Genomic DNA, 23,358 nt, shown 5'->3' with positions numbered 1-23,358 from the left:
CGCACAGCACGGCCCGGCCGGCACCGAGCCCGAACACAACCCCACCCACAACTACGACTGGGCGCCCACAAAACAAGCCCTGCTAGGCACGCCGACGATTAACAACGCGTCCGGCCCCAAGGGCCAGTGCCGCAGCCGACCCCCGTTTGCCGACTGTGTTTACCTGGGCTTTCCTTGTCCCCCATGCGTAGGTTTTATTGTGCCGCGAGCCAGTAGGTCGGCAGGTACTCGTATTGTTGCCGGAATCCGGGCTTGTTGATCTCGGCGAGAGCTGCACGGCTTGCCTCGTCGTCTGGCCATAGGCGGATCTCGGTGATGTACGACTCGAGCCAGTCGTGGTCGAGCTGTGTTCCGCCGGCGGCCAGACCGGCCCGGTACTCGGCTTTGATGCGGTCGCGTTCGCGGCGGTAGATAAATTCGTACGTCCGGGTCAATTCGTCGATACCGTTGTCGAAACGGTCCGCGGCCTGGAGCCACGTCGGGCCCTGCGCCTTCCCCTGGCCCAGCTGCGCCAGTTTCGCCGAACTGTGTTCCCGCTGAATCATCGCGCCGCGCGCAATTTTGGCTTGCTCACGCATCTGCGTAGTTGATCGCGAGTTCATGTTCGCCATGTCGTCGAGAGCGGTCAGACTGTCCTCGTACCAGGCATCGAGGGCGGCGCGCCAGTTGGTGGCGTTTCCTGGTTCCCATGCGGCTGGTGGCATCAGCCGGATTGCTTCAACCGCGAGGCGGTCGCCATCGGTGTAAATGGTGGCGGTTGCTGCATGCCTTACCGGTATGACCAGCTTGGATCGCCAGTCTTGGGGTAGTTGCCCGTATCGGGCTTGGTGCAGCGCTGTCGCCAATATCCGAAGGCGTTCGGACTCGCAGTGCAGTGCCGCTAGATGTTCCTGTAGATGCCCATGGTTCATGTCGGGGTCCTTCAGGGTCATGCCCTGCTAGCGCGGGCGGCGGCAAGCAGTTCCGCGGTCACGGTGAGGGGTGTGTCGTGTGTGGAGATCAGCCGGTATAGGTCGGTGTCGGGGTCGAAGTGCGGCGGTTTGTGCACGTCGGTGCGGGCGTCTGCCGCTAGCAGTGTGAGCGTTTCTGCGAGGCGTTGGGGGCCGGCGCCGTTGTAGCCAGTGCGGTAGTAGTCGAATCCGGTGTCGGGTACCGGCCAGACCTGTCCAGCGGTGTCGCGGAAGAATGCTGCTTGGTGGTCGATCTCGGCCTCGGTGAGCTGCCCGAGGGCGCCGGGGGTGCTTGTTCCCACACCCGCGTAGATGGTGCCGTTGTTCGCCTCGATGGCCCAGGTGTGGGGGTTATCGAGGTCGGTGAGCCAGCGCACGGGCTCTACACCGGCGCCCATGTAGCGGCTGACGTGCCAGAACCCGAGTTCGGTGCGGCGTTGCTCGGCGACATCGGTCAACCGGCCGGCCCATTGGCGTGCCATCGCCGTGGCCGATGATGCACTGATCTTGATGGCGTGGGTCAGTACTGGCATGAATGCCCAGTGGTCGGCGACCCGTAATGCGTGTGTGGCGGCGTGCCGGTCGGCGCGATGGTGAAGGATCAGCGCAGCCTCGTCGGCGGTCAGCTCCGGCACGGGTTCGGTCGGGTCAACGGTGCTCACTGCCGCCTGAACCAGGCCTGGTGTCAGGCAATTGGTGTCGTGGCGATCGCGGCCGTTGAGCCTGATGAGTATTCGCTGCGCCAGCTTGTCGACGGCAGCACACAGCGGCGCGGAATCACCGGGGCTGGCCAAAGCGGTGATGTGGCCGGGGTCGATGCTGGGTGTGTAGGGGGTGATCTGTTCGGTAGATGCGCCGGGCCGCCACGCGAGCATCGCGTCGAGGTCGTTGAGCAGGGGGGACCACCAGGGCAGGTCGACGCGTAGGAGGTTGGCTAGGTCCCACCATTTGTAGCGGGCAGCGCCATGGTCGACCGGATCGTAGCGATATACCGGCTGGCGTTCGGCGACAACGACGATCGGGGCGGTCTGTGACCGGTCGTCGGGCAGCGATGCGGTTTCGCCGTTGGGAACAGCAACCGCGTCGATCCGTGGCGGCAGTTGGTTAAGGAGTGCGGCCGCGGCCTTGGGCACATTGTTGATGTGCAGGGTGTTTTCGCGGTCGGGGTAGGCGATCGCGACCGGGCCGGCGCCGTCGCTGGGTCTCCAGGTATGGATCGCGAACCTGCCGATATCGGGGATGTTGCACGGCTCGGCGGACATGAACTGTGCGGGGTTGGGATCGGGCACCCGTGGGAACAGACGCGAAACGATCGAGCGTCGGCGCCGGCGGTGCTCGAGGATGTAGCGCAACACCTGTTCGCCGGCGAAGTAGGTCCGGCCGCCCCTGGAGTCGGGCTGCGGAAACTTGGGGTCTTTGCGCGACACGTAGTGGTAGATCGTGTCGACTTTTAGCCCGGTCAGCTCAGCGGTCCGCTCGACGTTAAGCCATACGACGGTGTTCCAGCTGGTGCGTTCGCTCCACACATTCATGACACAACCTACTTTCAGTTGCTGCTGAACGCAGCATACAGTTTCATCTGGATTCTCGGCCAACGCGCCTCGGCGTGTCGCCTCGGATCGCAATGCCATTACTTATGGCGAGTGTATGTGCTATATCTTTCGCATGACTGTTGGCGACTTGGCCGATCACGACTACTGGCTCCCCAAGACCAGATGGTTCTCACCGCGGCTCGACGTCGCCGCAGTGGCCACGATTCTGGAGCTGCAGGAAACCACGGTGCGCCAATATGCGGCCAGAGATGTTGCCGGCTTCCCGGCGCCGCTGACCCGCGAAGGGGGCCGCAACTACTGGTCCGCCGACCAGATCTTCACCTACATCGACACCGAGCGACCCCAGCTACGTCACCGGATCCCACGGTTGTACGCACCGGCCAACCTCAACCCGGCGGTGTTCCTGTTTGCCGAACGTCTCGCTGTGCAGCGCCCGTTCGGTGTCAATGTCGAATTCGCCGTGCACCACTGGCAGCCCAGCGACGGACGTGGCCCGATAGCCGTCGCCTATCCCGCTCCACTTGACGAACCGGCCTGGGATTACGCATCGATGCTCCTCGAGCAGCTACCAGCGGTGTCCGCGGTCGCCGTAGTCACCAACGAAATCTCGCTCCTACCGGGCGAGCACGGCTGGCAAGCCGCGCTCGGCGTAGCCGAGCGCGGCCACCCGGCGTGGGCCGCGCTCAGGTTCAAAAACGTCCGCAAACACGTGGTCGAGATGGGCTGGTATCACCTGGCCCACCTGCTTGGCCACGATCTGCCCTGGTGGTCGGCATCGTTACGCGACCTGAATGCGATCACCAGCTGGTTTCCCGGTGCTCCCCGACAACAAATCCGGCCACGCGGGCTGTTCTACAACGAATCGATGCTGCGCCAGCTCGTAACCCACGCGCCACACAGCGACGCCGCACGACTAGGCGATCTGGTCGATCGGATCAATCGGATTCTCGAAGGCCCCGCCATCGGTGACGAATTACCGGTGGGCGAAGAAACTGAGCGGCCAGGCCTCGTCCAGGCAGCCGAGCCGCTCTACCGGCTGCCTGAGATCCCCGCAGCGCCCGACGAACACGAACTGGGCTGGCTACTGCACCAACACGTGCCAGACCCCCTCGCCGCCGACACGGCGGCCACCACGGTGCGCATGCTGCGGCCATTGGAGCCGCTGGTGGCCTACGTCGCCCATATCGGGCCACAGCGAGGAACGCTAGCCACCGAGTGGCTCTCAGACAGCGTCGCAGTCAGCGCGCCGGCCAGCGACGAGCTCGGATTCGCCATCGCCCGACAGGCCGTGTCGGAAACCGAGCGTGTGACGCGCTACTGCAAGCATCGCCGTAACCCGTTGACCTGGCTCGTGGAGACAGACGCTGGCGCCGTCTACGCAACGGTGGGAACGAAAGTGCCAGCCACAGGACATCTCATCGAATTCGAACTCGCTGAGCACAGCGCCTTCTTCCGTGACAGCAACGGTTCGGTCTGGCCGCTCCCGGCCCCGGCTCGGGGCCACTACTACACCAGCGGATACGCGGGGACCGGCCCCAACAACCTCTACAAATCGGTTCGTGCGCTCGCATCAGATGCATCGCGCAACCTGGCGGCCCTGGGCGGTCACGTCACCGTCGATGAACGTTCGCCGTTGTGGCGCTACATCCTGCGAAACGAGCCACCTTTCGCACTCAACAAAGCTGAACTCGCCACAGCAGTTAGTGGTTGCCGCTGAGGATGTTGTTGTGTGCTCCCATCTCGTTGCGTACGGGCGCCGGCAAAGAGCGCTTCACGGGTGGGTTAGCGGCAGCTGCGCGCCGCCGCCTCGCGAACCTGCCGCGCGACTGCAGCCAGTTCCGCACGTCGTCGCTGCCCAGTGTCGGAGTAAAGAACGAACCGAGCCATAGTCGAGCACTGCTGAATGCTGTCGGCCGCCCGAACAAGTGCGGACACTCGCTCGCTGATCGGCTCGTTGGAGGGCACCGCGAAGCATGGGACCTCACCCAACGTCAGTCCATGTTCCAGAATGCCGGGCGAATCGTCGTCGTCGCGTGGTGCCAACTCGGCCGCACACGCATAGATCTTCTGCGCGCCGGCCAAGTCGAGCCAGATCTCTTTACGCACATCGCATTCGATCTCCGCAGCCAATAGGTGCAGCGAGTCCGCAAGGCGGTGTGCAGGGTCGCTCATGCTGTCTGCTGTCGCCCGTACAGCCTCCGCGGCGCGCTTGATGTCAAGAATCAGCGTCGCCGCCTGGTCAACGTCTAACGAGTCACCGTCGCCGGATGCGGGCGTGTTGGAAACCACCAACTCCACTGCCTTCACCTCGTCCTTTGCGCCGGGTGCGTGTTGGTATGCGCTCCATCAGAATAGCTGGACAGCGCGCCACCGGCCTGTTGCGACTTCCTGCACTAGAACGTGACTGTCGCTGGCGCCAACCGGGCACCAGGTGAATTCCGGTGATTTCGCCGCGGTCGCGGTCAGGGAGGTTGTCTGGAGCACCAGGTTGGCGACTTCCTGGTCACGCAGGATCGCGGGCAGCGCCGGCATCGACTCGGCGTCGTAGAACCACAGCCGGGTACCGGAGTAGTAGCCCTTATCGTCGATGCTCTCTGCGTGCATGTACTCGGGACGCTGGCCCCACCCCACATCGACGCGTTGCGGAATGGGGTAACCCTGCTCGTCGGTTCTGTCGAACGTCAGGAAGTGCAGGCCATGGGCAACCAGCCATTCCTCGGCCCACGGCAGGATGAACGGGTTGGCCCTGGTGATGATGTCGATGACGGTGACCGTGGGAACGAGCTTGGTGTCGATCTGAATCTGGCTGAGCAAGTCTCTCCACCTGGCTTGCGCTTCGCACCTGGTCTGCAGGTCGACCGAACCAGCGTGGCTGACCCAAGACTCCATTGGCTCAGCACTGGTTGAGGCTGCGTCGGCGTTGGCGAGCAGGATCGCCCAGGCCAGATAGGTCCGGTCTATTCCTGTGGCCCCGAAGGCGGCGGCGCGGCGGTAGGCCGCCTCCAAGCTGGTGACGCCGGCTAGCGGGTCGATCGTCACGCGGTCGTAGCCCTGGTCTTCGGCCAGGCCCACACGGTAGGTCTTGTGGCTTGGCCACGGGTTGGTGTCGACGACGTCGGCGGCTGACCACGGCACCAGCGTGAGCGCCTTGTGTCGGCTGGCGACACCGGTCATCGCGTTCGCGAAAAGCGCGGCGGGGACTGCCGTGGTCAGGTAGTGGGCCAGCGAGTCGGCTGAGGCGGCCGGGTAGCTCAACTTGCCTGCGGTCAGTGCATGTTCGCTGGGAAATTCGCGGCCGAGGTTGAATCCGGAGCCTGGATACAGGTGGTCAGTCCACCCGAGTTCTGGGTGTGTCTGAGCGGCACGAAAGGCGGCCGAGACCGCCGGAAGGAACTCCGTCGTGAAGCTATAGCGGCCATCGGTCAACGCATCAAATGCGCCACCCAAACGGGATTGCAGGTCGACGGTGACAGAGATCTCCTTACCTGACTCGACGCTGTGCTGATGACGTACCGACGGGCCCCCGGCTGCCTCAATGTGTTCGCGAGGCACATTGCCGCAGAATCGGCGTAGGTTGCTGATCAACGCCCCGTAGGCAGCCGTATTCGTAAATACTTCCATAGATTGCATGCTAGCAGGAAAACGGCGGAAGTACGGGCGGTTTTAGTGGCCGCTGAAGACGTTGTTGTTGACGTTCTTGATCGCGGTGAGCATGTCGTCGTGCTCGATGAGTTCGATCATGTCGTCGGTCAAGGCGTGTCCGGCCCGACGCAGCTCGTGGAGGCGGCGGTCGCGCGCTTGCTCACCGGCTTGGACGATATTGCGTGCGTAGCGGCCGTTGCCGGCCACGTCCAGGCCGCGCTTATCGCCGATGGTGGTGGTGGCGAGCTCGGCGGCGGCCGCCTCCAACGCGACGGCCGCGTCATCACTGATCGCCGAATCACTGTCGGCCGCGATCAGTTTGGCGATCGCAACGATCTCGTCGGCGGAGTATCCGGGAAAGTTGATGCGAGTAGCGAACCGGCCGCGTAGACCGTCGTTAGCGTCCAGCAGCCGGTCGAGGTCTTTGGGGTAGCCGGCGATGATCACCATTACCCGGTCGCGATCGTTTTCCATCCGAGCCAGCAGCGTGTCGATGGCCTGGTGACCGAACTGGTTGCCCCCCGTTTGTTCGGCGCCGGCCTGGACGATGGTGTAGGCCTCGTCGATGAACAGAACCCCATCCAGCGCGCTGTCGACGAGCTTGTTCGTTTTGATCGCGGTCTGCCCAAGGTATTCAGCAACAAGGTCTTTGCCGGTGGCCTCCACCAGCTTCGGCGACCCGATCAGTCCAAGCCCGGCATAGATATCGGCGACCACCCCTGCGATCGATGTCTTACCGGTACCGGGCGGGCCGGCGAAAATCAGGTGCCGCGACTTGATGCTGACCTTCTTGTTCCGCTCGGCGCGCAGGGCCGCCATTTCCGCGCCCGCCCACAGGTCAGCGACCTGTTCTTTGACCTCGGTCAGGCCCACGGTCCGATCCAGCCTGGCCTGAGCATCAACGAGCAACTCGCTGCGACTCGACTCGTCGGTGTGGTTGGCAGATCGCGGATCCCACGGGTCGGTGCGGGCCGCGATTTGCTCCCGCGTGGTCACTTCCAGCTGCACCGACGGGTCTTTGAGCGCAGCTGAGACCCGCTCGGACGGATAGTTGGCGTGCAGCCATTCCAGCTGCCGCACCGCATCGGACTCGCGGCCCTGTGCGCGGTAGATCATCGCCGCATACCACGCCGCGGTCTGCGCCACCGCGATCTGGGCATCTTTGATCTTGCTGGTGGCCGCCTCAGTGATGCGTTTTTCTGCTTCAGCCCACAACCCCAAATGGGCCGCGGCGACCCCCTTGAGCAGTTCGGCGCAAGGCTTAAAAATCACCTCGCGCGATTCACCCCAAGCATGCGTGTTGAGGATCTCGATCACCTGATCCCAGCGCTGCCCGGCACTGTGGATCAGCGCCTGCGCCCAGACCGCCATATGGTCGTTCGGTATGCCCTCGAGCGCTTCGAGGGCTTCGTTGAAGTTGTGTTCGTCGGCCTCGGCCAGGGCGTAGGCGATGGACAGATCCGTTGCTGAGCGCACAGGCGCGTGCAGATCCACGAGTTGCCCGCCGATCGGCACCCACGCGTTCAAGGTGACGATCGAGGCATCAGCCGCCGAGGCCAGCCGCCCGAAGTTGCGCCGCGAATACCATGCCCGAAACAGGGTGTAGCGGTCGATGTCACCGCAAGCGATTCGCCCGATCCAGGCGTCGCATGCTTGCTCGTCTCGGGTGGTGATATCGGTAAACCGTTGCAGCGCAATCGTTTTGTCGACTGTCGCGGCCGCAGCCGCATAATCTTGGGCAAGCAGCTCAATCATCCGGTTCAGTCCTCCCAGCTGCCCGACGGCAGGAACGCCGTCAGTTCGCGGATGGTGCGGGCCAAGTTGTCGGTGGTGCCGGCTAAGAAGGTGGCGTGCAGATTGTGGCCTACGTGTTTGGGCAGCGACACGACCCGGCCCTGTTCTGAGTCCAGAATTCCCGCCGCGGGCTCGGGCCGTGCAATTTTGCCGCCAGGCAGCGTTTCGGTGGCGACAAGATGCACCCATTCGGTCGGCTTGCTGGTTGCGGCCAACAAGGCGCTGGCCGATTTGATGTCGCAGCCGTAGCGCGTGAGGTCCTCGGTCCGTGTCGCTGCGGCAAGCCGGTCGGCGGGACCGGTGACCGGTCCCATCGGCGCCGCCGCCACGGACCCGATCACGACCTCCACCATCGCCGCCAGCCCGACCGATGACGCGATGCGCTGCATCACGATCTTGTCATCGCTGCGGGCAGCGATGACATGCTCGTCGCCGCGCCGGCAGATAGCGAACCGCAGCAGTTGTTTGCGGCTTCGCCGCCACCACCTCGCCTCCAAAGTGCGCTCGGGGCGGGTCACGATCTCAACCATGTGCGCCACGCCCGCATTGACCTGGCCGTCCTCGTCGAGGATGCGCTGCTCGGTCAGCCGTTCGCGCACATCGGCCCACACCGCGGCTTTAATGTCGTCGTCGAAGATGTTGCTCGGCTTGACCCCCAAAACGAGCGGGAAGTCATCACCCACCCCGCCGAGTGCGTCAGCCACGACCAGCAGCCCATCGATCGTCACATCGACAGCGGTCACCAATTCCACTGGTTCACTGCCCACAATCACGTGCGAACCACTTCCGCCATATACAAGAAACACCGGAGACGGTGATGACGCACAAGGGTTTCGTCATCACCGTCTCCGGCCCGATGTTTCACCGCGGTGGCACCGGTGAAACACCACGAGGTCTCGTTTAGTTGAAGTTACGCGAACCGTGCCCCGACATTGCCTTCGGTGCGCTGCATGTGCAGGTTCGCCTCGTGGACAGCGTTGGCCAACTGCACGACCGCGTCATTGACGTTGGCGACCTTGGTGTCCCACCGCGTCTGCTGGTTTTTCCACAGATCCGAACCCGTGCCCCCCCAAAGGTTGGCGAGCTGGGTCAGCTGCTGCCGCGCCGAATCGCATTCAGCGTGAACCAGACCACCGATCTTGGTGATCGAAGTGGCTTCGGCTTCAATCACGCCGAAGTTCCAAACCTGTGTGCCGTCAGATCCAAGCATGTTCTCGTCCTCCTGACTTACAGGTTCTGAATTGACGTCTGCATCAACGCGGCACCGTCGCTGTCGGTGCTGCCATACGACAAACCCGACTCGCGGATGTTTTGACTGATGCCATCCAACTCGGCGATCAGCGGCCCCTGGGCCTGCTCGTAGCGCGCCACCGACGCTTGAAACGCCGTGCCGGTCTGACCGCGGAAAACCGGAACCAGGCCCTCAGCGATCCCGCGGATCATGTTGAGGTGGCCCTTGAGCGCAGCGGCAGTGCCCTCGAAAGACGAAGCGGCCTGCGCCATCCCCGGTTCGTCAGTATGCATTGGCGTTGTCATGCACATCTCCCCTACTGTCGTAAATTCATGCGACCCCGGTATGGTAGCCGAACGAGTGCCAGTTTACGGGGGTCAACCAGCCACTTTTGGTAAAAAATGGTGCTGTTTGAAACTGGTTAGGATGCCCAGTCGTCGAGGTCGTCGACGTCGTCGTCGAAGGACAGCGGACCCGGTGCGACCAGGCCTTCCACGGTGGAATGGGCCGATTCGCCGCGCTGGCCGGCCATGGCGCCCATCGGCATCACCGGAGCTGCCCCGATCCTGTTCGCGCCCGCCGATGGCGCTACTTCACTGCTGGTGGCGGCCCCGTTGGGCAGGGAGGCGGTCGTCAGCGACGCCAGCAGCGGCGTGCGCGCCGCAGCACCTCCTGTGCCGGGAACTGAGGCTCCTGACATCATTCCGGCCCCGACCGCGGCACCGGATCCACCGGCCAGCGGGTGCGCCGAGAACGGCGAGGCTCCGAGCATTCCGATCTGGCTGACCGGGGATCCCGCGGAATCGAGGCCGAACCCTCCACCGTTGGAGAGCTGCTGCAGCGGCGAGAGCAGCTGTTGCAGCGGAGACATCAGCTGTTGTGGTCCTTGCATCAGCCCGCTGGGGGCTTGCATGAGCTGGCTGGGTAGCTGCGCTGCTTGACTGGGCAGCTGCGTCAGCTGTGTCAACTGCCCCATGGCCTGGGAACCGAACTGTACGCCTTGCCCCGATTCCGCTGTGGCATCAGTGGTCACATCGGTCGCAGTCTCCTCGGCTGGGCCGGCAGCTTCCTGGCTTGCCATACCGGTGGCCATGCCCATCGCCTCGGCTTTGCGCTCAACTTCGGCGACGGTGGCCCCCAGCCCCGCGCCCGCGTGCACCCCGTTGGACATCATCGTTGTCGTGCCGACTGCAGTCAGCACTGCATCACGATCGAGTGCGGCGGGCGCACCAGAACCCACCAAGAACCCCGAGCTGCCCAGCGTATCGACGCCGACACCAGGCATGGTCATCATCGGCGGCGGCGTGAACGACGGCAAACCCGTCAAGTTACTCATCGTCTCGGTCTCGTAGCCGAGCATGGTGGTGACGGCCTGCCCCCACATCCGCACGCCGTAATCGAATTCGTTGACCGCGATCGGCGCGGCATTGATGCCCAAGAAGTTGGTGGCCTCCAACACGTCATGGGTGATGTGGTTGCGGGCAATATCCACCAGTTGCGGGGTGGCCACATACGCCGCGGTGTGCGCGGCGGCCTGCAGACTGGCCTGGCCGGCGGCCTTGCCCGCCAACCCGGCGGCGACTCCTAGCCACGCGGTCATCTGGGCGGCTGATGCCATCATCTTCATGCCCGCCGCCGACTGCCACACACCACCGATACGCGACAGCAACGCCACATACTGGGACGCTTGCGCGGTATAGGCGGCAGATTTCGCCGTCCACGCAGCGGCAGCCTGTGTCATCGGCTCAGCGCCGGGCCCGGCCTGAAGCCGAGCCGTGTTCACCTCGGGCGGCAGCGCGCCGTAATCGCCGGGCACGACCTGTTAGCCGACGATGACGGCGCCCGCGGCGTCGGCAGCCTGATAGTCGCCGACTGACTCCACCACCGCCGCCCCCAGGCGCACCACTTCCTGCTGGGCCAAAGCGTCCAGACCTGAAAACGCCGTCGCGTACGCCGCGAACCCCGCGGCACCCAGTGCCGATACCGGGTCAGCGGCCGCGGGAACGATGCTCATCGCGGGCGGCAACGTAGCCACCGTGTGCGACACGCCCTCGACACCGTTGACGATCAACTCCCCACCAGCCGCACCAAGTGCAGGCTCATCCAGATTCAACACGCGAGATCTCCCCTTTCACCTGCGAACTGTTCGACATAATACGTCGCCGCACCCCCGTGGCGCTGAGGTTGTGGTATGCAATTCCGCTGGCCGGGTCAGGACCCGGCCAGCCACGGAACGTTGCGCAGGAAGTCGAAAAGGCCAGCGATCCACGCCAACAGCGGTACGACGGCCGCGACCGCGGCCTGGTCGATCCATTCCAGCCACCGCTTTCGGATCGCGTTCATGCGCGGCGCACCCGAAGATGCGGCTACCGCCGCCAACACTGCAGCGGTCACCGCAACCACCGCGGCCGCGATCAGCGGTGTCGCGGCGGGCCACCACCACAGCACCTTCACGCCGACGCCGGCGCCGATCGCCGCAGCCGCCGACAGCAAGGCCCACACGCAGCGTTTATCGGCCGGCAGCTGCGACCGGAACACCAACACGATCATCACCAGTGCGCAGACCACCAGCGTGTGCACCAAAAAATGGCCTTGGGTCAGCAGATGCACCGCGCCCACCGCGGCCGCGGCACACCCGGCTGCCATGAACCCGGCGAGCAGATGCTGCGACAACACCGAGCGTTCCACCAGCCGCGCCGACGACGACGGCACCGACGCCAATACCTGCGCCCAGGTCTGATTCGGACCCCCGCGGTCTGCTTCAGCGGCCACATCGACCACCGGCTCGAGCAGCTCGTCGATATCGACGTCCTCGCCGGCGGCCGGAATCGGCGGCAACGCGATCCGGGCCACCTTGATCACCAACCTGGCCGCGTTGCGGACCACGAACAATCCGACCGCGACTACCGCCGGCCACGCATACTGCGACCACCCGTACCCGACCGCCACCGACCCGGCACCCACAATCACCGCCGCCGCCCCCACAAACGCCGCCAGGGCTTCCCACCGCAGCGGGCCGCCGCGAACCACCAGCACAGCCACCAGCAGCCCCAGGGCGCCGCCGGCAAGCTGCGGCGCTCCCAGCCAGCTCGCACGCTCAGGCAGCGGCACAGACAAGCCTGCGCCCAACGCCGCATCGACCACGCCGGCGGCCAGCAGTGCCGACGCAACGTGCACCGATCCGCCGCGACGCCACAGCCAAAACCCGCCCGCGATACATCCGATCCCGATCAATGCCACACCGGGCCCCCACCACGCCCGGGTAGCGGTGGCCGCACTCCACCCGTAGATCCCGGTCACGCCGACCCCGCCCAGCATCACCGCCGTCCACCAGGCCAGCCACAACACCAGCTGGGGCCGCCCAAACGGATCATCGGGGTTCAAAATCGCCACCCCGTCGATGACATCCTCAGCCACCGCCCGGTAACGCTCCGTGCGCGACACCGGCTCGAGCATCACCAACGCGCCATCGAAGATCTCGGCCTCATCCAACCTGCGGTTGCGCTGAACCGGTACCCCGCCGATCGGGGTGATCGTCCACGAGGCGTCCCGGCCGAAATCGAAACCGATGTCATCGCCGCGATACTGCTCGGCGAGCCGGTCAACAACGTCATCGATCCACATATCGATCGGCTGCTGGGAGGGAACAGACAGGTCGGTGACCCGGCTGCCGGTCACCACCGTGACGTTGGTGATCATCGCCGCCCCGGCCGCGGCTTGTCGAACCATTCCGATAACGCCGCGGCGATCTCGGTCACCCGACGCCGCATCGATGACGACACCAACCGCACATCGATCGGCCCGCCCTCTTCAATGTGCTCATCGAACGGCAACTCGAACACGTTGTGCTCCCCCACATCGCGCGCCAGCTGTGCCTTGATGTCTTCCACGTTGGCCCTGCTTCTACCCGGGCGGTTGTGGTTGACGACCGCTACCGCACGACTGGCCAGATCGGCGTAGGAGTGCTCACGCAACCAGTCGAAGACCCGCCCGGCCGCCTTGGCGCTATCGGCCGACGGATCAGTCACGACAACGATGCCCCACACGGTGTCCAACACCGCGCGGGTCGCGTCGGTGTGCAGCCCCACCCCGCAGTCGGCGATCACGATCGGATAAAACGGCGACACCACGCCCCTGGTGGTGTCCCAGTCCGCACCGTTGAACTCCCGCGAAGAATCGACGTAGTCCGCGGACGCCAGCACCTCGAGGTTTGCGTCGTTTTTGTTGGTGTGCTCGCGCACCGCGTTATAGCCGGTCAGCGACGCTGACGCCGAAACAAGTTGCGCTACAGTGCTTGTGGTCTCGCGGCTGGTCCGATCGATCAAGTTGCCGCTATCGGGGTTGGCGTCCACCGCCAAGATCCGTTCCCCGCGGACCAACGCTGTCACCGACCCCAGCAACACGCTCACCGTGGTTTTACCGACACCGCCCTTAAGGCCCAGCACCGCGACTTGGAAGCCTTGCACCGTGCCCGGCGGGGGTGTGACGATTTTGCGGATCTTCGTGTGCAGTTCCCGCTCGTACACTTCATCGGGCGACAGCCCGATGTTGATGCGGGTCAGCAGCATCAGCCAGCGCCGCCACCCCCGCTCGGGCGGCAGCTTTGCCGCCGGGCGCACGTTGACGTGTCCCATGGCTTCACTGGAGCGATGCCGCCCCGCATCAGGTTTGGCTTCCGGCGCCCCCGACCACGCGCCAGCTTGCCCGCCCGCCGGCGCCGGCTCACCCGCACGCCCTCCCGGCGGCCCCTGCTGTTGCTGTTGGGGGTAGTAGCCGGGCAGCCGAACCTGGTGAGCCCCCGGCACCGCGGGAGCCGGAGGTGGGGCCGGTTCCGGCGGCGCCACCGCGGCCGGCCCGCTGTAGCCGCGGTTCGGCGCCGGTCCCACCTCCTGGCCCTGCTGCTGCGGGGCCTCGCGGCCGCCAGCTGGCGGCGCCCACCCGGATGGGTCTGTGTCCGCCGGCTCCCCCGGCTGCGGACCTGACTGCAAATACGGCCCATACGGATGATCCGCCATCAGCCCAATTCCTTTCCTGCGCTTACCTGTTTCGACTGCTGCTGCACGGCCCCGCCGGTGGCGGCAAACCTCGACGCTGCCCCCGCAGCCCGCACGCCCAAGACCGCATCCTCACGGCCATGCACCGCCTCGATCGGGATCCGGCCCCGCGGCAAAACAACCATCGCCGGACTCACCGCAATAATCTGCGGGGCTCGGGCCGTCACCAGCCACGTCCGCACACCCGCACCCGGCCACACGATGCACGCCCGCGTATCCACCGTCGTCCCCACACCCGCAGCAACAGCCTCAAACCCCGGCGGCAAACACACCGCCGCACCAGCAGCCGCCGCCCGCACCACCAGCTGCACAAACATCCCAGAATCACCGCAGCTCAACCCGCACTCGCCGGCATCAAACGCCACATACACCGGAGACTGATCCGCCGGCGCCCGACCCACCAAAATCCCAGCCGAACCCACCGGCACACGATGATGCCGATCAGCCACCGGCGTACTCCCCGACAGCGCCTCCAGCTGATTGCCCCGCAACCGGATCCACCCCTTCGGGTCACGATCCATCCGCCGCACCGTCGTCAACGCCACCACCGACCGCGGCACACACCCCGGCGCTACCCGCAGCCGAGTCACCGTCCGATCAGCCCGCACCGACCACCACTGATCCGGCCCACCAGGCGCCGAATACACCGTCGTATACGACGACGACCCCCGAAGCGTCGACCACTGCCGCGACACCACCTCCACACCCGCCAACTCATCAAACCGGGCAAACGAACGCGCCAACCGCGCATCCACCCCCTGCTTCGACAAACCTTCAGCCACCCGGGTCGCCGCAGCCACCAACGCGTTGGCCGCGCCAACCACACCCCCGCCACGCCACCCAGTCACCGACACCGGCAACCGCGCCGGACACACCCGCACCACAACCCACGACCGCCGAAACCCCGGACACGGATCGGCCCCCAACTGCTGCTCACACTGCCCATAAACCGCCAACGGCGCACTGCGCGCCACCCGCCACCCCGCCGACACAATGTCGGCAGTGAACTCGGGGCCCCAGCACGCAAGCAGGTCCTCGACCACAGCCGAGTCGACGACGTCATCGTGCAGCGCCTTGCCGGCCACAACGATGGTCGGGGTAAACGGCTGGGGGTGCAGGGCGATCAAGGCGACCAGGTCCTCGCCTTCCCACCGCACCGCAACGTCTTCGCCGGGCAGTGCGACCGACCCCAGCTCGGCCGCCGACACCTGCGGTAACCGCCCGTCTCGACGGTTTTTCATCGTCAACGCCACCCACTCGCTGGCCAGCCGGTCATTGACGGTCACCACCGCCAACAACACCACCGGGATCCCCACCCCAACTTTGACCCACACCGGCAACCCCATGACCGCAACCGCGACCACGACCAGCCCCGCGGTCATCAGATGCGTCGCCGATACCGTCAGCCCCAGCCGATACTTCACCGCTCACTCCGCACGGCCTTACGGCCCAGCCACACGCCCCCGCTGGCCAGCGCCAGCACACCGGCGACCACCACAACCCATGTGACCGGACCACGATCGGCCACCACCCGCGGCGGCGGCGGGTCCAGCTTTTTGACCGCGACCACCGGAAGTTGCGGACCAAGCGGCACATCCCAGGTCAACGCCGCCACCGCATCCACCGGGCCAAACCCTTCGATGTTGTTCCACCCGGTACCCGGGTGCCGCGCCGTACGCACGATCCGGTCCATGACCTGATTGGCGGTCAACCCCGGAAACTTCGCCCGCACCAACGCCGCCACACCAGCAACAAACGCCGACGAATACGAGGTGCCCTCCAGGTTCACCGGCCCCTCCTTCCCCGGCAACGCGTCAACCGGACCTGGCGCCAGCCCTACCAGCTCAACACCAGGCGCCGCCACACCCAGCCACGGCCCACCCATACTGAAATCCGCAGCCGCACCATCACGCTTGGTCGCCCCCACCGACAACACCAGCGGCGCATACCACGCCGGCGTCACAACCGTCTTGACCTCTTTCCACCCCAGCCGATCCCCCGGATCCGAAGCCACCGGCCCAGGGTTTTGCGCACACGAACCCCCAAGCCCCTCATCACTGGTATTACCAGCCGCCGCCACAACCACCGCATCCTTGTCAACGACCGCATACCGCACCGCCGCCCCCAACGACGCCTGATCAACCCGATCAGCCACCTTCAAACACGCCGTCTCACTGATATTGATCACCCGCGCACCCAAATTGGCCGCATGCACAATCGCCCGCGCCAACGTCCGCACCGACCCCGCCGGCTTCGACTGATTCGGATCATTCGGATCCACCTCAGTCGCCTTGGCGCTAAACATCTTCGACGTGTTCCGAATCGACAACAACCGCGCACCCGGCGCAACACCGACAACCCGGTCATCCGGCCCAGGCCTGCCCGCGATCGCCGACGCAACCAACGTCCCATGCGCATCACAGTCCGACAACCCGTCACCATTAGCGACCACATAGTCACCACCGGGCTCAGCCGGCACACGCTCACTGACATTCACACCGGTGTCGATCACCGCAACCAGCACACCATCACCTCGCGACCACTTGTGCGCCTCATCGAGCCGCAAAAAATCCGCCGACCACGGCGGATCCCCAAACTGCGACCCCTCTTTAGCGAAGGCCTCCATGCACGGTTGACGCTGCTCCATCGGCATCTCCGGACCGGTCGTATCCGGCGGCAACGCCCCCGGATCAATCACCGGCGGCTCCACCGCACCAGCCACACCCGGCCACACCGAAACCAGCGCCAACGCCATCGAGACAGCAGCCCCCACCTGCAGCGCCTTGCGCACCCCTTCGCAGCTCACCCGACCGAGCCTAGCAATCTGCCCCCACCATTTACGGGGAAAAATATCGCCAATATTCGAGCGTGAACCCCTAAACTCTGAGGGACAATTCATCCACAGGAGGAACCGCGACGATGAACGCCCAAGCCGCCGCACTGCTCACCGCGGCCGCGGTCCTCACACTCATCATCACCGCTACCACCATCGCTGCCATCACCGCATGCGCAACGTCCGCCGGCTACAAACCCCCAACACCCCAGCCACACCACCAATCGGCAGCCTGGCAATGGCACTGGCGCCCTGCCCCGACTTGGTCCTGGCAGTGGCAGCCCACCCTGACCTGGCAATGGCAACTCGAGTGCCAACCCGCGTACCTACAAGGCCCGCCGCCACCCCCAGCGCAGCGCCCCATCGTCGACATCACCAGCACAGCCGTTTTTCAATGATGCGCATCACCGGCGCACAACTACGCGTCCAGCGCGAACGCTTGGGCTTCTCCCGAAGCCAACTGGCCACCATCCTCGGCATCACACCAGGTGTCATCGCAGACTGGGAAGACGGCCGCGACAAAGCGCCACTAAACCTCGACGCCAAAATTGCTCTCATCAACCGCCGCACCGACGACTACCTCGACGCGCTCATCACAACCTGCGCCAACGGCGACAAGATCATCACCTACCGCACCGACGACATCTACCGCCAGCACCAACCAGACGGCCCGTACACCGCGTCTTGGCACCGCGCACTATGCGCCCGCCTCCTCGAGGTCTACCCCGAAATCACCATCGAATTCATCGATTAACGGCAGGGCCGCCACCTGCCGGGCCAGAATAAGCCCCCGAGGTGAATCGGGTGAGCTTGTCCGTGCCGTTGCATAGGCTAAACCGCGGCGATCTACTTTCAAGGAGGGTGCGAAATATGGCGCGGCGAATCACTTTTAGGGAAGATGTCGACGGGATCACCGTTCAGGTAGCCCAGGGACAGCGTTGGACCGAAAGCGCCCGTGTGCAAACACTCGGGCCTGAGGACAGGCCAGGCAACGACGGCGCCGGGAAAATCCAGATCATCTTTGGCTATGGGACGGAAGCCGACGCTCCGTGGTACGGCGAAGAGCCGACTTTTACGCTATCCGTGGCCAAGGCCGTGGAGCTGCGAAAAATCCTCGACCAGGCAATCGGACAAGCGACAGCTCCAAGCAACTGAACGCCCCCCGGAGTTGCCACGGAGAACGCAGATTCCGATGCCGACCGCCTGTTCGCGGAGCAGCGCAAATCACAGGGAACGACGGGAGAGGGCTTGATCCCCGACGCTCTTAAAGAGTTTGAAGCAGCGATCGTCCACGATCGCACCCGTATCCGGTCTCGCGTGGGCCTGAAACGCGCCAACCTGTTCGATCCAAGGATGTCCGCGGCAGAACGAACCGCCGTGATCGAGTGCCTGGCGCGAGACGTCGCGGTTCGCAGCCAACTCCCCGGCGGGGTCAGCGTGGCCGACGCGGTAGACGCGGTCATTGACGATCGGGATGCGGTGATGAACGGGCATGTCTGCCTTCACGTTCTGCCCGAAGAGCCTGACCCGGATTGGTGGATATCCGTCACGGCTCAGAACTGCCTGGCGGATTTGCGAGTGAGAATTACGACGGAGCGCGGCTCAGCCCTGCCGGCGACAGCCCTAGCCAAGGCGTCGGCGATCTCCCGGATTGCGGGCCCGACCTGCACGCCCGATTGTGTTGCAAGCTTCCCCGGCGATCCTCCCGTATGGCGGTATCACGGCCTCGGAATAGGCTCTGTGCTCTACACCAAGGCGATGACCGAGTTGGACCGCATCACAGGAGCTGACTGCCGCTGCACCGACCACTCAAGCAACGAATACGTCCGGACAACACGGTGGAAACTACACTGCCGTGATCCCTACAAATGGCAAAGCAACCGATGCCGGATCTGTCCCGACACCGGGATTGAATGGGAGCAAGCCAACCGCACAGATTTTGATGACGTTCACCATGATCGACTCCGTGATACACCCGACTTGTCTGACTAGGGGTTGACTCGTAATGGCTATCAGGGAAGCTCGATCGGTTGATCAATTTCGAAGCAATTAGGTCTATCGTGCACCGGATTCAATTTCGGCACCAAATCCCACCCGTACGACCTAGGCTCCGGCGGCGGCATATTCTCCACGGCCCACTTGAATCGCTCGATCGCGGCCAGCGCACGCTCACGAGCAACAGCAAACTCCTCAGGACCGCCGTAACAATGCTGCCCACCCGCAAGCAACTGCTGCTCGGACGCGTCATCTGGCACCGGTGACGGATACGCAACCACCGGCGGCACCCGATCATCTGATGACTCCTGCCGGCCCTCGGCGACCTTCGCCGCGACCACGCAAATGGCGGCCACCACGACGCACCCAATCACGATCCACAACAACTGATTCGTGTCCCGCTTCAGGTTGCCGACCGCATTCTCCAACCGCGCGATCCGCGCATCGGTATCGGGCTCGGCCTCCCGCACATCATCGTCACTCACTCAATCCCCCCTTCATTGCACATGGCACAGTCCTACACACACCACCGACAACTACCGGCCGCTACCAGAGTTCGTCGTCGCCCCGGCTGATTGACGGGGTATGCGGCGGCGCCAACACACACCACGCAGCGAGTGCACTGGTGTGCTGGTGAAGCGTTTGCATCACACGGATACTGCTGCGGGTGATCGCCACGTCGGCTTCGTCCAGCAGTGTTCGCACCCGCTCAAGCTTGGCGCGGACCGACGCGTCCAGAAATTCAGTCCCTTCCAACGCCGGCGGAAATCCCGGCGGGTCCGGCGACGGAACCGGAACGACGTCACAAGCCATCTCGTGTTGCCGCAACAGCAGATAGTCATCATCAGGAGGGGCGAACCGCCTCGCGGATACTAGGTCGATCTCCGCTGCCGTTCGGCCAGCATGTACCAGGTGATCGCTCACCCACTGGCAGTACGCCGCCGCGTACACCACCGTCACCTTCGCGGCCACCATGATGCCCGTATAACCGTATACGGGCTCGGTGGCAACCAGGCCCTGTTCGTACCGCGCCCGCTGCACCTTTTCCCACTCCAGATGCTCATCGAGCACGCCCGTGATCCGCAGCAACTCACCAGCACAATCCGCCATCAAGTCCGCAGCGAACCGCGTATGGGTCGGCGAAAACGTGATCTCATCCGCCGTCACGAGAACCCCGCAGGTTCTGGTATCACTGCGAGCGCGGCGTCGACCTGTTCTAGATTCCAGCGGTAATAGATGTACTCCTCAGCTGCCTTGCGGGCCGCAGTGTCGTCGTTGCCCCGCGTGATCCGATACGCCGCGACATCGGCCTGGTAGGCGCAAAACGCCTGCCACGCCACCAGTTGGTGCCACGGACCCACATCCCGAGCCGTCTCAGCATCACGGAACAGCGCTTCGCCGCTGCCATCGCCGGGCTTCAACCCAACCGCGCCGGCCTTCGGCAACAACAACTCGGCCAACGCCGCCACACCCAGCGACTGAATCTTCGCCCACTCATCCGGGGCAACCACCTGCGCGCGACCCCGACCGAAAGGACCTAACGACGGAATGCTCTCGTCGGCGACTTTTTCGATGTCCACGGACGGCGTGATCTTCGACGCGGCGAACACCTCTGCTTGCGCGGCGACCACACTCACCGGGTGCTCGGTGGCATGCCCGAACCCGACCACCGCAGCGACCGGATCCCCCAACCAGCCAGCCTTGCGCTCCCACTCGACGTGGGTGGCGTCGGCGAACACGTGCACCACGTCATGCGCCCGCAACATGGTCTCTGCCGGCAGGAACGCCAACCCGACACTGGAAGCGACGATCATCACCGGGCCGTCCTCTTCTACACGACCACCCACACACCACGTCAACCCGGGCGACTTCGACCGCCGAGACGAGGCCACCAACGCCGCCGCCAACTGCCGACACTCCATCGGCAAATCAGCGATCAATCCCCGCGTCGCCCGCTGAACATTCCGATGTACCTGCTCCGACGGCGTCACGGGCACCACCGACGCATTCATGCCACCACCAGCACCAGCAGGCGGCGGCAACGACGGCCCCGCACTCACAGGCCCTGCCCCACCACCCGTAGCCGGCGTCCCCAGAGGCGTCGCAGTCGGCGGCGGCGCCATCATCGGCGGCACAGCCCCACCTGCGACAGGTGCCCCCACACCACCCGCACTCGTAGCCGGAGTCGCTGGCCCCGCACCCGCCGAAGCATCCGCCGCCGGCGCCGGCGGCGGTATCGCCGGCACGGGAGGCTGCGACGACGGGTTCGCCGCTGTCGGCGGCAACGCACCAGAACTACTACCGATCGGCGCGATCGGCGCCACCGGCCCCGAACTCGCCAACGGCGCCACCCGCCCAGGATCAACCGGCGGCGATGCCGGCGGCTGGGTAAACGTCGCCGGCGCCACCTGCGGCGGAACAGACGGCACACTGCTCGGCGGCGACCAACCACCACTGGGCGCCGACGGCGGCCGCGGCACACCACCACCAGCCCCTGTCATCGGACTCGGCGGCACAACCGGCGCAGGCGACGGCGAAATAGACGGAGCCGGCCCTGACTCTGCCGGCGGCGAGGTGATCGAGTCCGGGCCAGTCCGGCCCTCAGGCCCATGCTCTGACTGCTGCGAGCCCGCGGCAGGCGGCGTTGAATCAGTGCCTGTCCGGCCCTCTTGCCCACCACCACGCTCTGAGTCAGAACCTGTCCTCCCCTCGGGCCCATGTTCTGACTGCTGCGAGCCCGCGGCAGGCGGCGTTGAATCAGTGCCTGTCCGGCCCTCTTGCCCACCAGAACTACCTGACCCGCGACCGGAGTCAGGGCTGGGTGCTGGTGAGAGTGGTGGTGGGGCTCCGAAGCTGACTGCTTGGACACCAGGAGTTGCTCGAGGTGGCGCGGCGGATGATGCTCCTCTGCCCTGCGGCCCGGAAAACGTGATCGTGATGCGGCTGGCAGCCATGGTGAGTTCGGCGGTGACACTATCCTCGGCGGCGACCAACCCTTCGGCGGCCTCGCGGATATCGGCTGCCAATCCGACTGCGGCAGCTTGCATCTTTTCGTTTGGGGCCGTGACCGAGAGGTCCTCGTTGACGGTGAATCCGGCGTCGACGGCGGTATCGATGGCGGTGAGCGCGCGCTGCTTGGCAGCGTGTATCGCGTCGGCGCCGTTGTCGGCGATTCTGGCGGCGGCCGGGAGGGCGCCGGCTCGTTCTTCGGTGAGAGTGGTGTAGACCAGCCCGAAGTCTTTGTTGCCTCGCTCGGCGGCGAGGTCGGCCGCGTCGCCTTCCCAGATACTGCCTGCAGGCCTGTGCAGGCCGTTGCGAATCATCTCGAAGAGCTCGCACCACTGCTGTGCCTTGGCCCGCCAAGCTGCCGCAGCATCGACGAGATGTTGAACAGTCCAGTCTTCAATTTGTGAGCGCGTAGGCAGCTCGGACTCGAATCCCCCTATGGGCATTTAGACCTCGCGGATGACGGGGTTCTCCCCGGCGGGAACGGTCGTGGCCATGGCGGTGTCGGTGTTGGTGTAATCATCAGCGGCACCACCGAGCCCGGCCGTGATCGTCGCGGCCTGCGCGGCCAGCGCAGCCCCGGCCGCGGTGATCGCTGCAGTTACCGCCGCTACTGCTGTCGACGTTGCCTGGTGAGGCGCCGCCGCGTGCGATGGAGCCTCTGAAGTACCCGCTCGCCCAGCGGCAGCACCCAAACGCGCCGCCTCCAGACTCAGGCTCGGCGGATGCACCACCAATGGCTGCTGCCTCATCCGACCAACTCCTTGCACAACGCGAGGATCCCACGTTCGGCAGCAACTATCGCCCGTAAACGGTTGAAGTCGGCCGGCACATAGGTGCCGTCGCTGATGGTTGGTGCGAGGTTTTCATAGCCGGACAGGCTCGTCTCAATGAGCATTTTCAGGGCCGGGTTGGCGGCACTGGCGCGCAAGTCGGCCATGCCTTCGGGCCAGGTGGCCAAGTAGTCGGCAAAGCGCCGGTTGGCTGTGATTTCCTCCGGTGTCCACTGGGTGGCCGGAAGGTCTGAGGCTGCCAGCTTTCGGGGTGCTCCAGCTGCTTCGCCCGCGTCGGCCAGTCTGGTGCTGGTGCTTTGGTATTGGTGGCACCAGGTTTCGTCGGCGGCGGCGAATGGCCGCGCTGAGGGAGCCGGGGCCTGGGTGCTCGGCGTCGGGGCCGCTGGGGTGACGGGTGTCGGCGCGGTGGTGCGGCCGATGGTGATGCCGCCGCCGATGCCGATCGCCAAAGCGGTGGCGGCCACCGCAACGGTGATGAGCCAGCGGCGGGCCGGACGCTGATGCTG

General features: G+C 65.1%; 23 protein-coding genes and 1 pseudogene. 5 read left to right on the top strand and 19 right to left on the bottom strand.

Annotated features, from left to right (window positions below; genetic code table 11):
* Positions 1-194: 194 nt before the first annotated feature.
* Both BKN37_RS28885 and BKN37_RS14555 read right to left on the bottom strand, forming a co-directional pair.
* Positions 195-932, bottom strand: coding sequence for a hypothetical protein (locus tag BKN37_RS28885; RefSeq protein WP_131823609.1), 738 nt, complete (start codon positions 930-932; stop codon positions 195-197).
* On the bottom strand, positions 929-2,482 hold the full coding sequence (locus BKN37_RS14555; RefSeq protein WP_071027036.1) for a helix-turn-helix transcriptional regulator: 1,554 nt from the start codon (positions 2,480-2,482) through the stop codon (positions 929-931). The genes BKN37_RS28885 and BKN37_RS14555 overlap by 4 nt, the downstream gene beginning before the upstream one ends.
* A 133-nt stretch (positions 2,483-2,615) precedes the next feature.
* On the opposite strand from BKN37_RS14555, the gene BKN37_RS14550 reads away from it, so the two are divergent.
* A complete protein-coding gene (locus BKN37_RS14550; RefSeq protein WP_131823608.1) occupies positions 2,616-4,220 on the top strand; it encodes a hypothetical protein in 1,605 nt (534 codons plus the stop codon).
* A 65-nt stretch (positions 4,221-4,285) separates the two neighbouring features.
* Here BKN37_RS14550 and BKN37_RS14545 read toward each other — a convergent pair whose 3' ends face one another.
* The 12 genes from BKN37_RS14545 to mycP all read right to left on the bottom strand — a co-directional run bounded on the left by BKN37_RS14545 (position 4,286) and on the right by mycP (position 16,979).
* Positions 4,286-4,801, bottom strand: coding sequence for a hypothetical protein (locus tag BKN37_RS14545; protein ID WP_071027032.1), 516 nt, complete (start codon positions 4,799-4,801; stop codon positions 4,286-4,288).
* A 48-nt stretch (positions 4,802-4,849) separates the two neighbouring features.
* Positions 4,850-6,124 carry a hypothetical protein gene (locus tag BKN37_RS14540; RefSeq protein WP_131823607.1) on the bottom strand — a complete coding sequence of 425 codons (1,275 nt, stop codon included), beginning with the start codon at positions 6,122-6,124 and terminating at the stop codon, positions 4,850-4,852.
* Positions 6,125-6,166: 42 nt separating this feature from the next.
* Positions 6,167-7,900 (bottom strand): type VII secretion AAA-ATPase EccA, encoded by a 1,734-nt coding sequence (gene eccA / locus BKN37_RS14535; protein ID WP_071027028.1) that lies wholly within the window; start codon positions 7,898-7,900, stop codon positions 6,167-6,169.
* A 5-nt stretch (positions 7,901-7,905) separates the two neighbouring features.
* A complete protein-coding gene (locus BKN37_RS14530; protein WP_165618340.1) occupies positions 7,906-8,682 on the bottom strand; it encodes an ESX secretion-associated protein EspG in 777 nt (258 codons plus the stop codon).
* A gap of 167 nt (positions 8,683-8,849) precedes the next feature.
* Positions 8,850-9,149, bottom strand: a complete 300-nt coding sequence (locus tag BKN37_RS14525; protein WP_071027024.1) for a WXG100 family type VII secretion target — start codon at positions 9,147-9,149, stop codon at positions 8,850-8,852.
* 17 nt (positions 9,150-9,166) lie between these two features.
* Positions 9,167-9,475, bottom strand: coding sequence for a WXG100 family type VII secretion target (locus BKN37_RS14520; RefSeq protein WP_165618339.1), 309 nt, complete (start codon positions 9,473-9,475; stop codon positions 9,167-9,169).
* Between the two features lie 116 nt (positions 9,476-9,591).
* Entirely contained in the window at positions 9,592-10,986 is a 1,395-nt protein-coding gene (locus BKN37_RS14515) for a PPE family protein (RefSeq protein WP_071027020.1), read from the bottom strand.
* Positions 10,987-10,992: 6 nt separating this feature from the next.
* Positions 10,993-11,286, bottom strand: coding sequence for a PE domain-containing protein (locus BKN37_RS14510; RefSeq protein ID WP_071027018.1), 294 nt, complete (start codon positions 11,284-11,286; stop codon positions 10,993-10,995).
* A 95-nt stretch (positions 11,287-11,381) separates the two neighbouring features.
* Positions 11,382-12,899 (bottom strand): type VII secretion integral membrane protein EccD, encoded by a 1,518-nt coding sequence (gene eccD / locus BKN37_RS14505; protein ID WP_071027015.1) that lies wholly within the window; start codon positions 12,897-12,899, stop codon positions 11,382-11,384.
* Positions 12,866-13,804, bottom strand: a complete 939-nt coding sequence (locus BKN37_RS14500) for a MinD/ParA family ATP-binding protein (RefSeq protein ID WP_071027013.1) — start codon at positions 13,802-13,804, stop codon at positions 12,866-12,868. The genes eccD and BKN37_RS14500 overlap by 34 nt, the downstream gene beginning before the upstream one ends.
* 380 nt (positions 13,805-14,184) lie before the next feature.
* The gene (gene eccE, locus BKN37_RS14495; protein ID WP_131823606.1) at positions 14,185-15,648 is read right to left on the bottom strand and encodes a type VII secretion protein EccE; all 1,464 of its coding nucleotides are present in this window, start codon (positions 15,646-15,648) and stop codon (positions 14,185-14,187) included.
* Positions 15,645-16,979 carry a type VII secretion-associated serine protease mycosin gene (gene mycP, locus BKN37_RS14490; RefSeq protein WP_071027041.1) on the bottom strand — a complete coding sequence of 445 codons (1,335 nt, stop codon included), beginning with the start codon at positions 16,977-16,979 and terminating at the stop codon, positions 15,645-15,647. Before mycP ends, eccE begins: the two co-directional genes overlap by 4 nt.
* Positions 16,980-17,451: 472 nt before the next feature.
* On the opposite strand from mycP, the gene BKN37_RS14485 reads away from it, so the two are divergent.
* From BKN37_RS14485 to BKN37_RS28880, 3 genes are all read left to right on the top strand, one after another.
* The gene (locus tag BKN37_RS14485; protein WP_071027009.1) at positions 17,452-17,811 is read left to right on the top strand and encodes a helix-turn-helix domain-containing protein; all 360 of its coding nucleotides are present in this window, start codon (positions 17,452-17,454) and stop codon (positions 17,809-17,811) included.
* A gap of 116 nt (positions 17,812-17,927) precedes the next feature.
* Positions 17,928-18,212, top strand: a complete 285-nt coding sequence (locus BKN37_RS14480) for a hypothetical protein (RefSeq protein ID WP_071027006.1) — start codon at positions 17,928-17,930, stop codon at positions 18,210-18,212.
* Between the two features lie 93 nt (positions 18,213-18,305).
* Positions 18,306-19,049, top strand: coding sequence for a hypothetical protein (locus tag BKN37_RS28880; RefSeq protein ID WP_131823605.1), 744 nt, complete (start codon positions 18,306-18,308; stop codon positions 19,047-19,049).
* A gap of 20 nt (positions 19,050-19,069) precedes the next feature.
* Here BKN37_RS28880 and BKN37_RS14475 read toward each other — a convergent pair whose 3' ends face one another.
* From BKN37_RS14475 to BKN37_RS14465, 3 genes are all read right to left on the bottom strand, one after another.
* Complete coding sequence (locus BKN37_RS14475; RefSeq protein ID WP_131823604.1) at positions 19,070-19,537, bottom strand: hypothetical protein; 468 nt, start codon at positions 19,535-19,537, stop codon at positions 19,070-19,072.
* A 61-nt stretch (positions 19,538-19,598) separates the two neighbouring features.
* On the bottom strand, positions 19,599-20,219 hold the full coding sequence (locus tag BKN37_RS14470; protein ID WP_071027001.1) for a hypothetical protein: 621 nt from the start codon (positions 20,217-20,219) through the stop codon (positions 19,599-19,601).
* Positions 20,216-20,869 (bottom strand): hypothetical protein, encoded by a 654-nt coding sequence (locus BKN37_RS14465; protein ID WP_131823603.1) that lies wholly within the window; start codon positions 20,867-20,869, stop codon positions 20,216-20,218. Before BKN37_RS14465 ends, BKN37_RS14470 begins: the two co-directional genes overlap by 4 nt.
* A 1,224-nt stretch (positions 20,870-22,093) precedes the next feature.
* Between BKN37_RS14465 and BKN37_RS29220 the strand changes: the two genes are divergently transcribed.
* Positions 22,094-22,465 carry a hypothetical protein gene (locus BKN37_RS29220; protein ID WP_071026997.1) on the top strand — a complete coding sequence of 124 codons (372 nt, stop codon included), beginning with the start codon at positions 22,094-22,096 and terminating at the stop codon, positions 22,463-22,465.
* A 39-nt stretch (positions 22,466-22,504) separates the two neighbouring features.
* Here BKN37_RS29220 and BKN37_RS14455 read toward each other — a convergent pair whose 3' ends face one another.
* Positions 22,505-22,810 carry a hypothetical protein gene (locus BKN37_RS14455; RefSeq protein ID WP_071026995.1) on the bottom strand — a complete coding sequence of 102 codons (306 nt, stop codon included), beginning with the start codon at positions 22,808-22,810 and terminating at the stop codon, positions 22,505-22,507.
* A pseudogene (locus BKN37_RS29215) lies at positions 22,807-23,358 on the bottom strand (hypothetical protein); the annotation flags it as partial. The pseudogene BKN37_RS29215 and the gene BKN37_RS14455, both read right to left, overlap by 4 nt.

Origin of the sequence: Mycobacterium talmoniae (assembly GCF_001854525.1) — a bacterium.
Lineage (GTDB): Bacteria > Actinomycetota > Actinomycetes > Mycobacteriales > Mycobacteriaceae > Mycobacterium > Mycobacterium talmoniae.
Note: the sequence above shows the minus strand (reverse complement) of the source record. Positions and strands in the feature narration are given on the sequence as shown.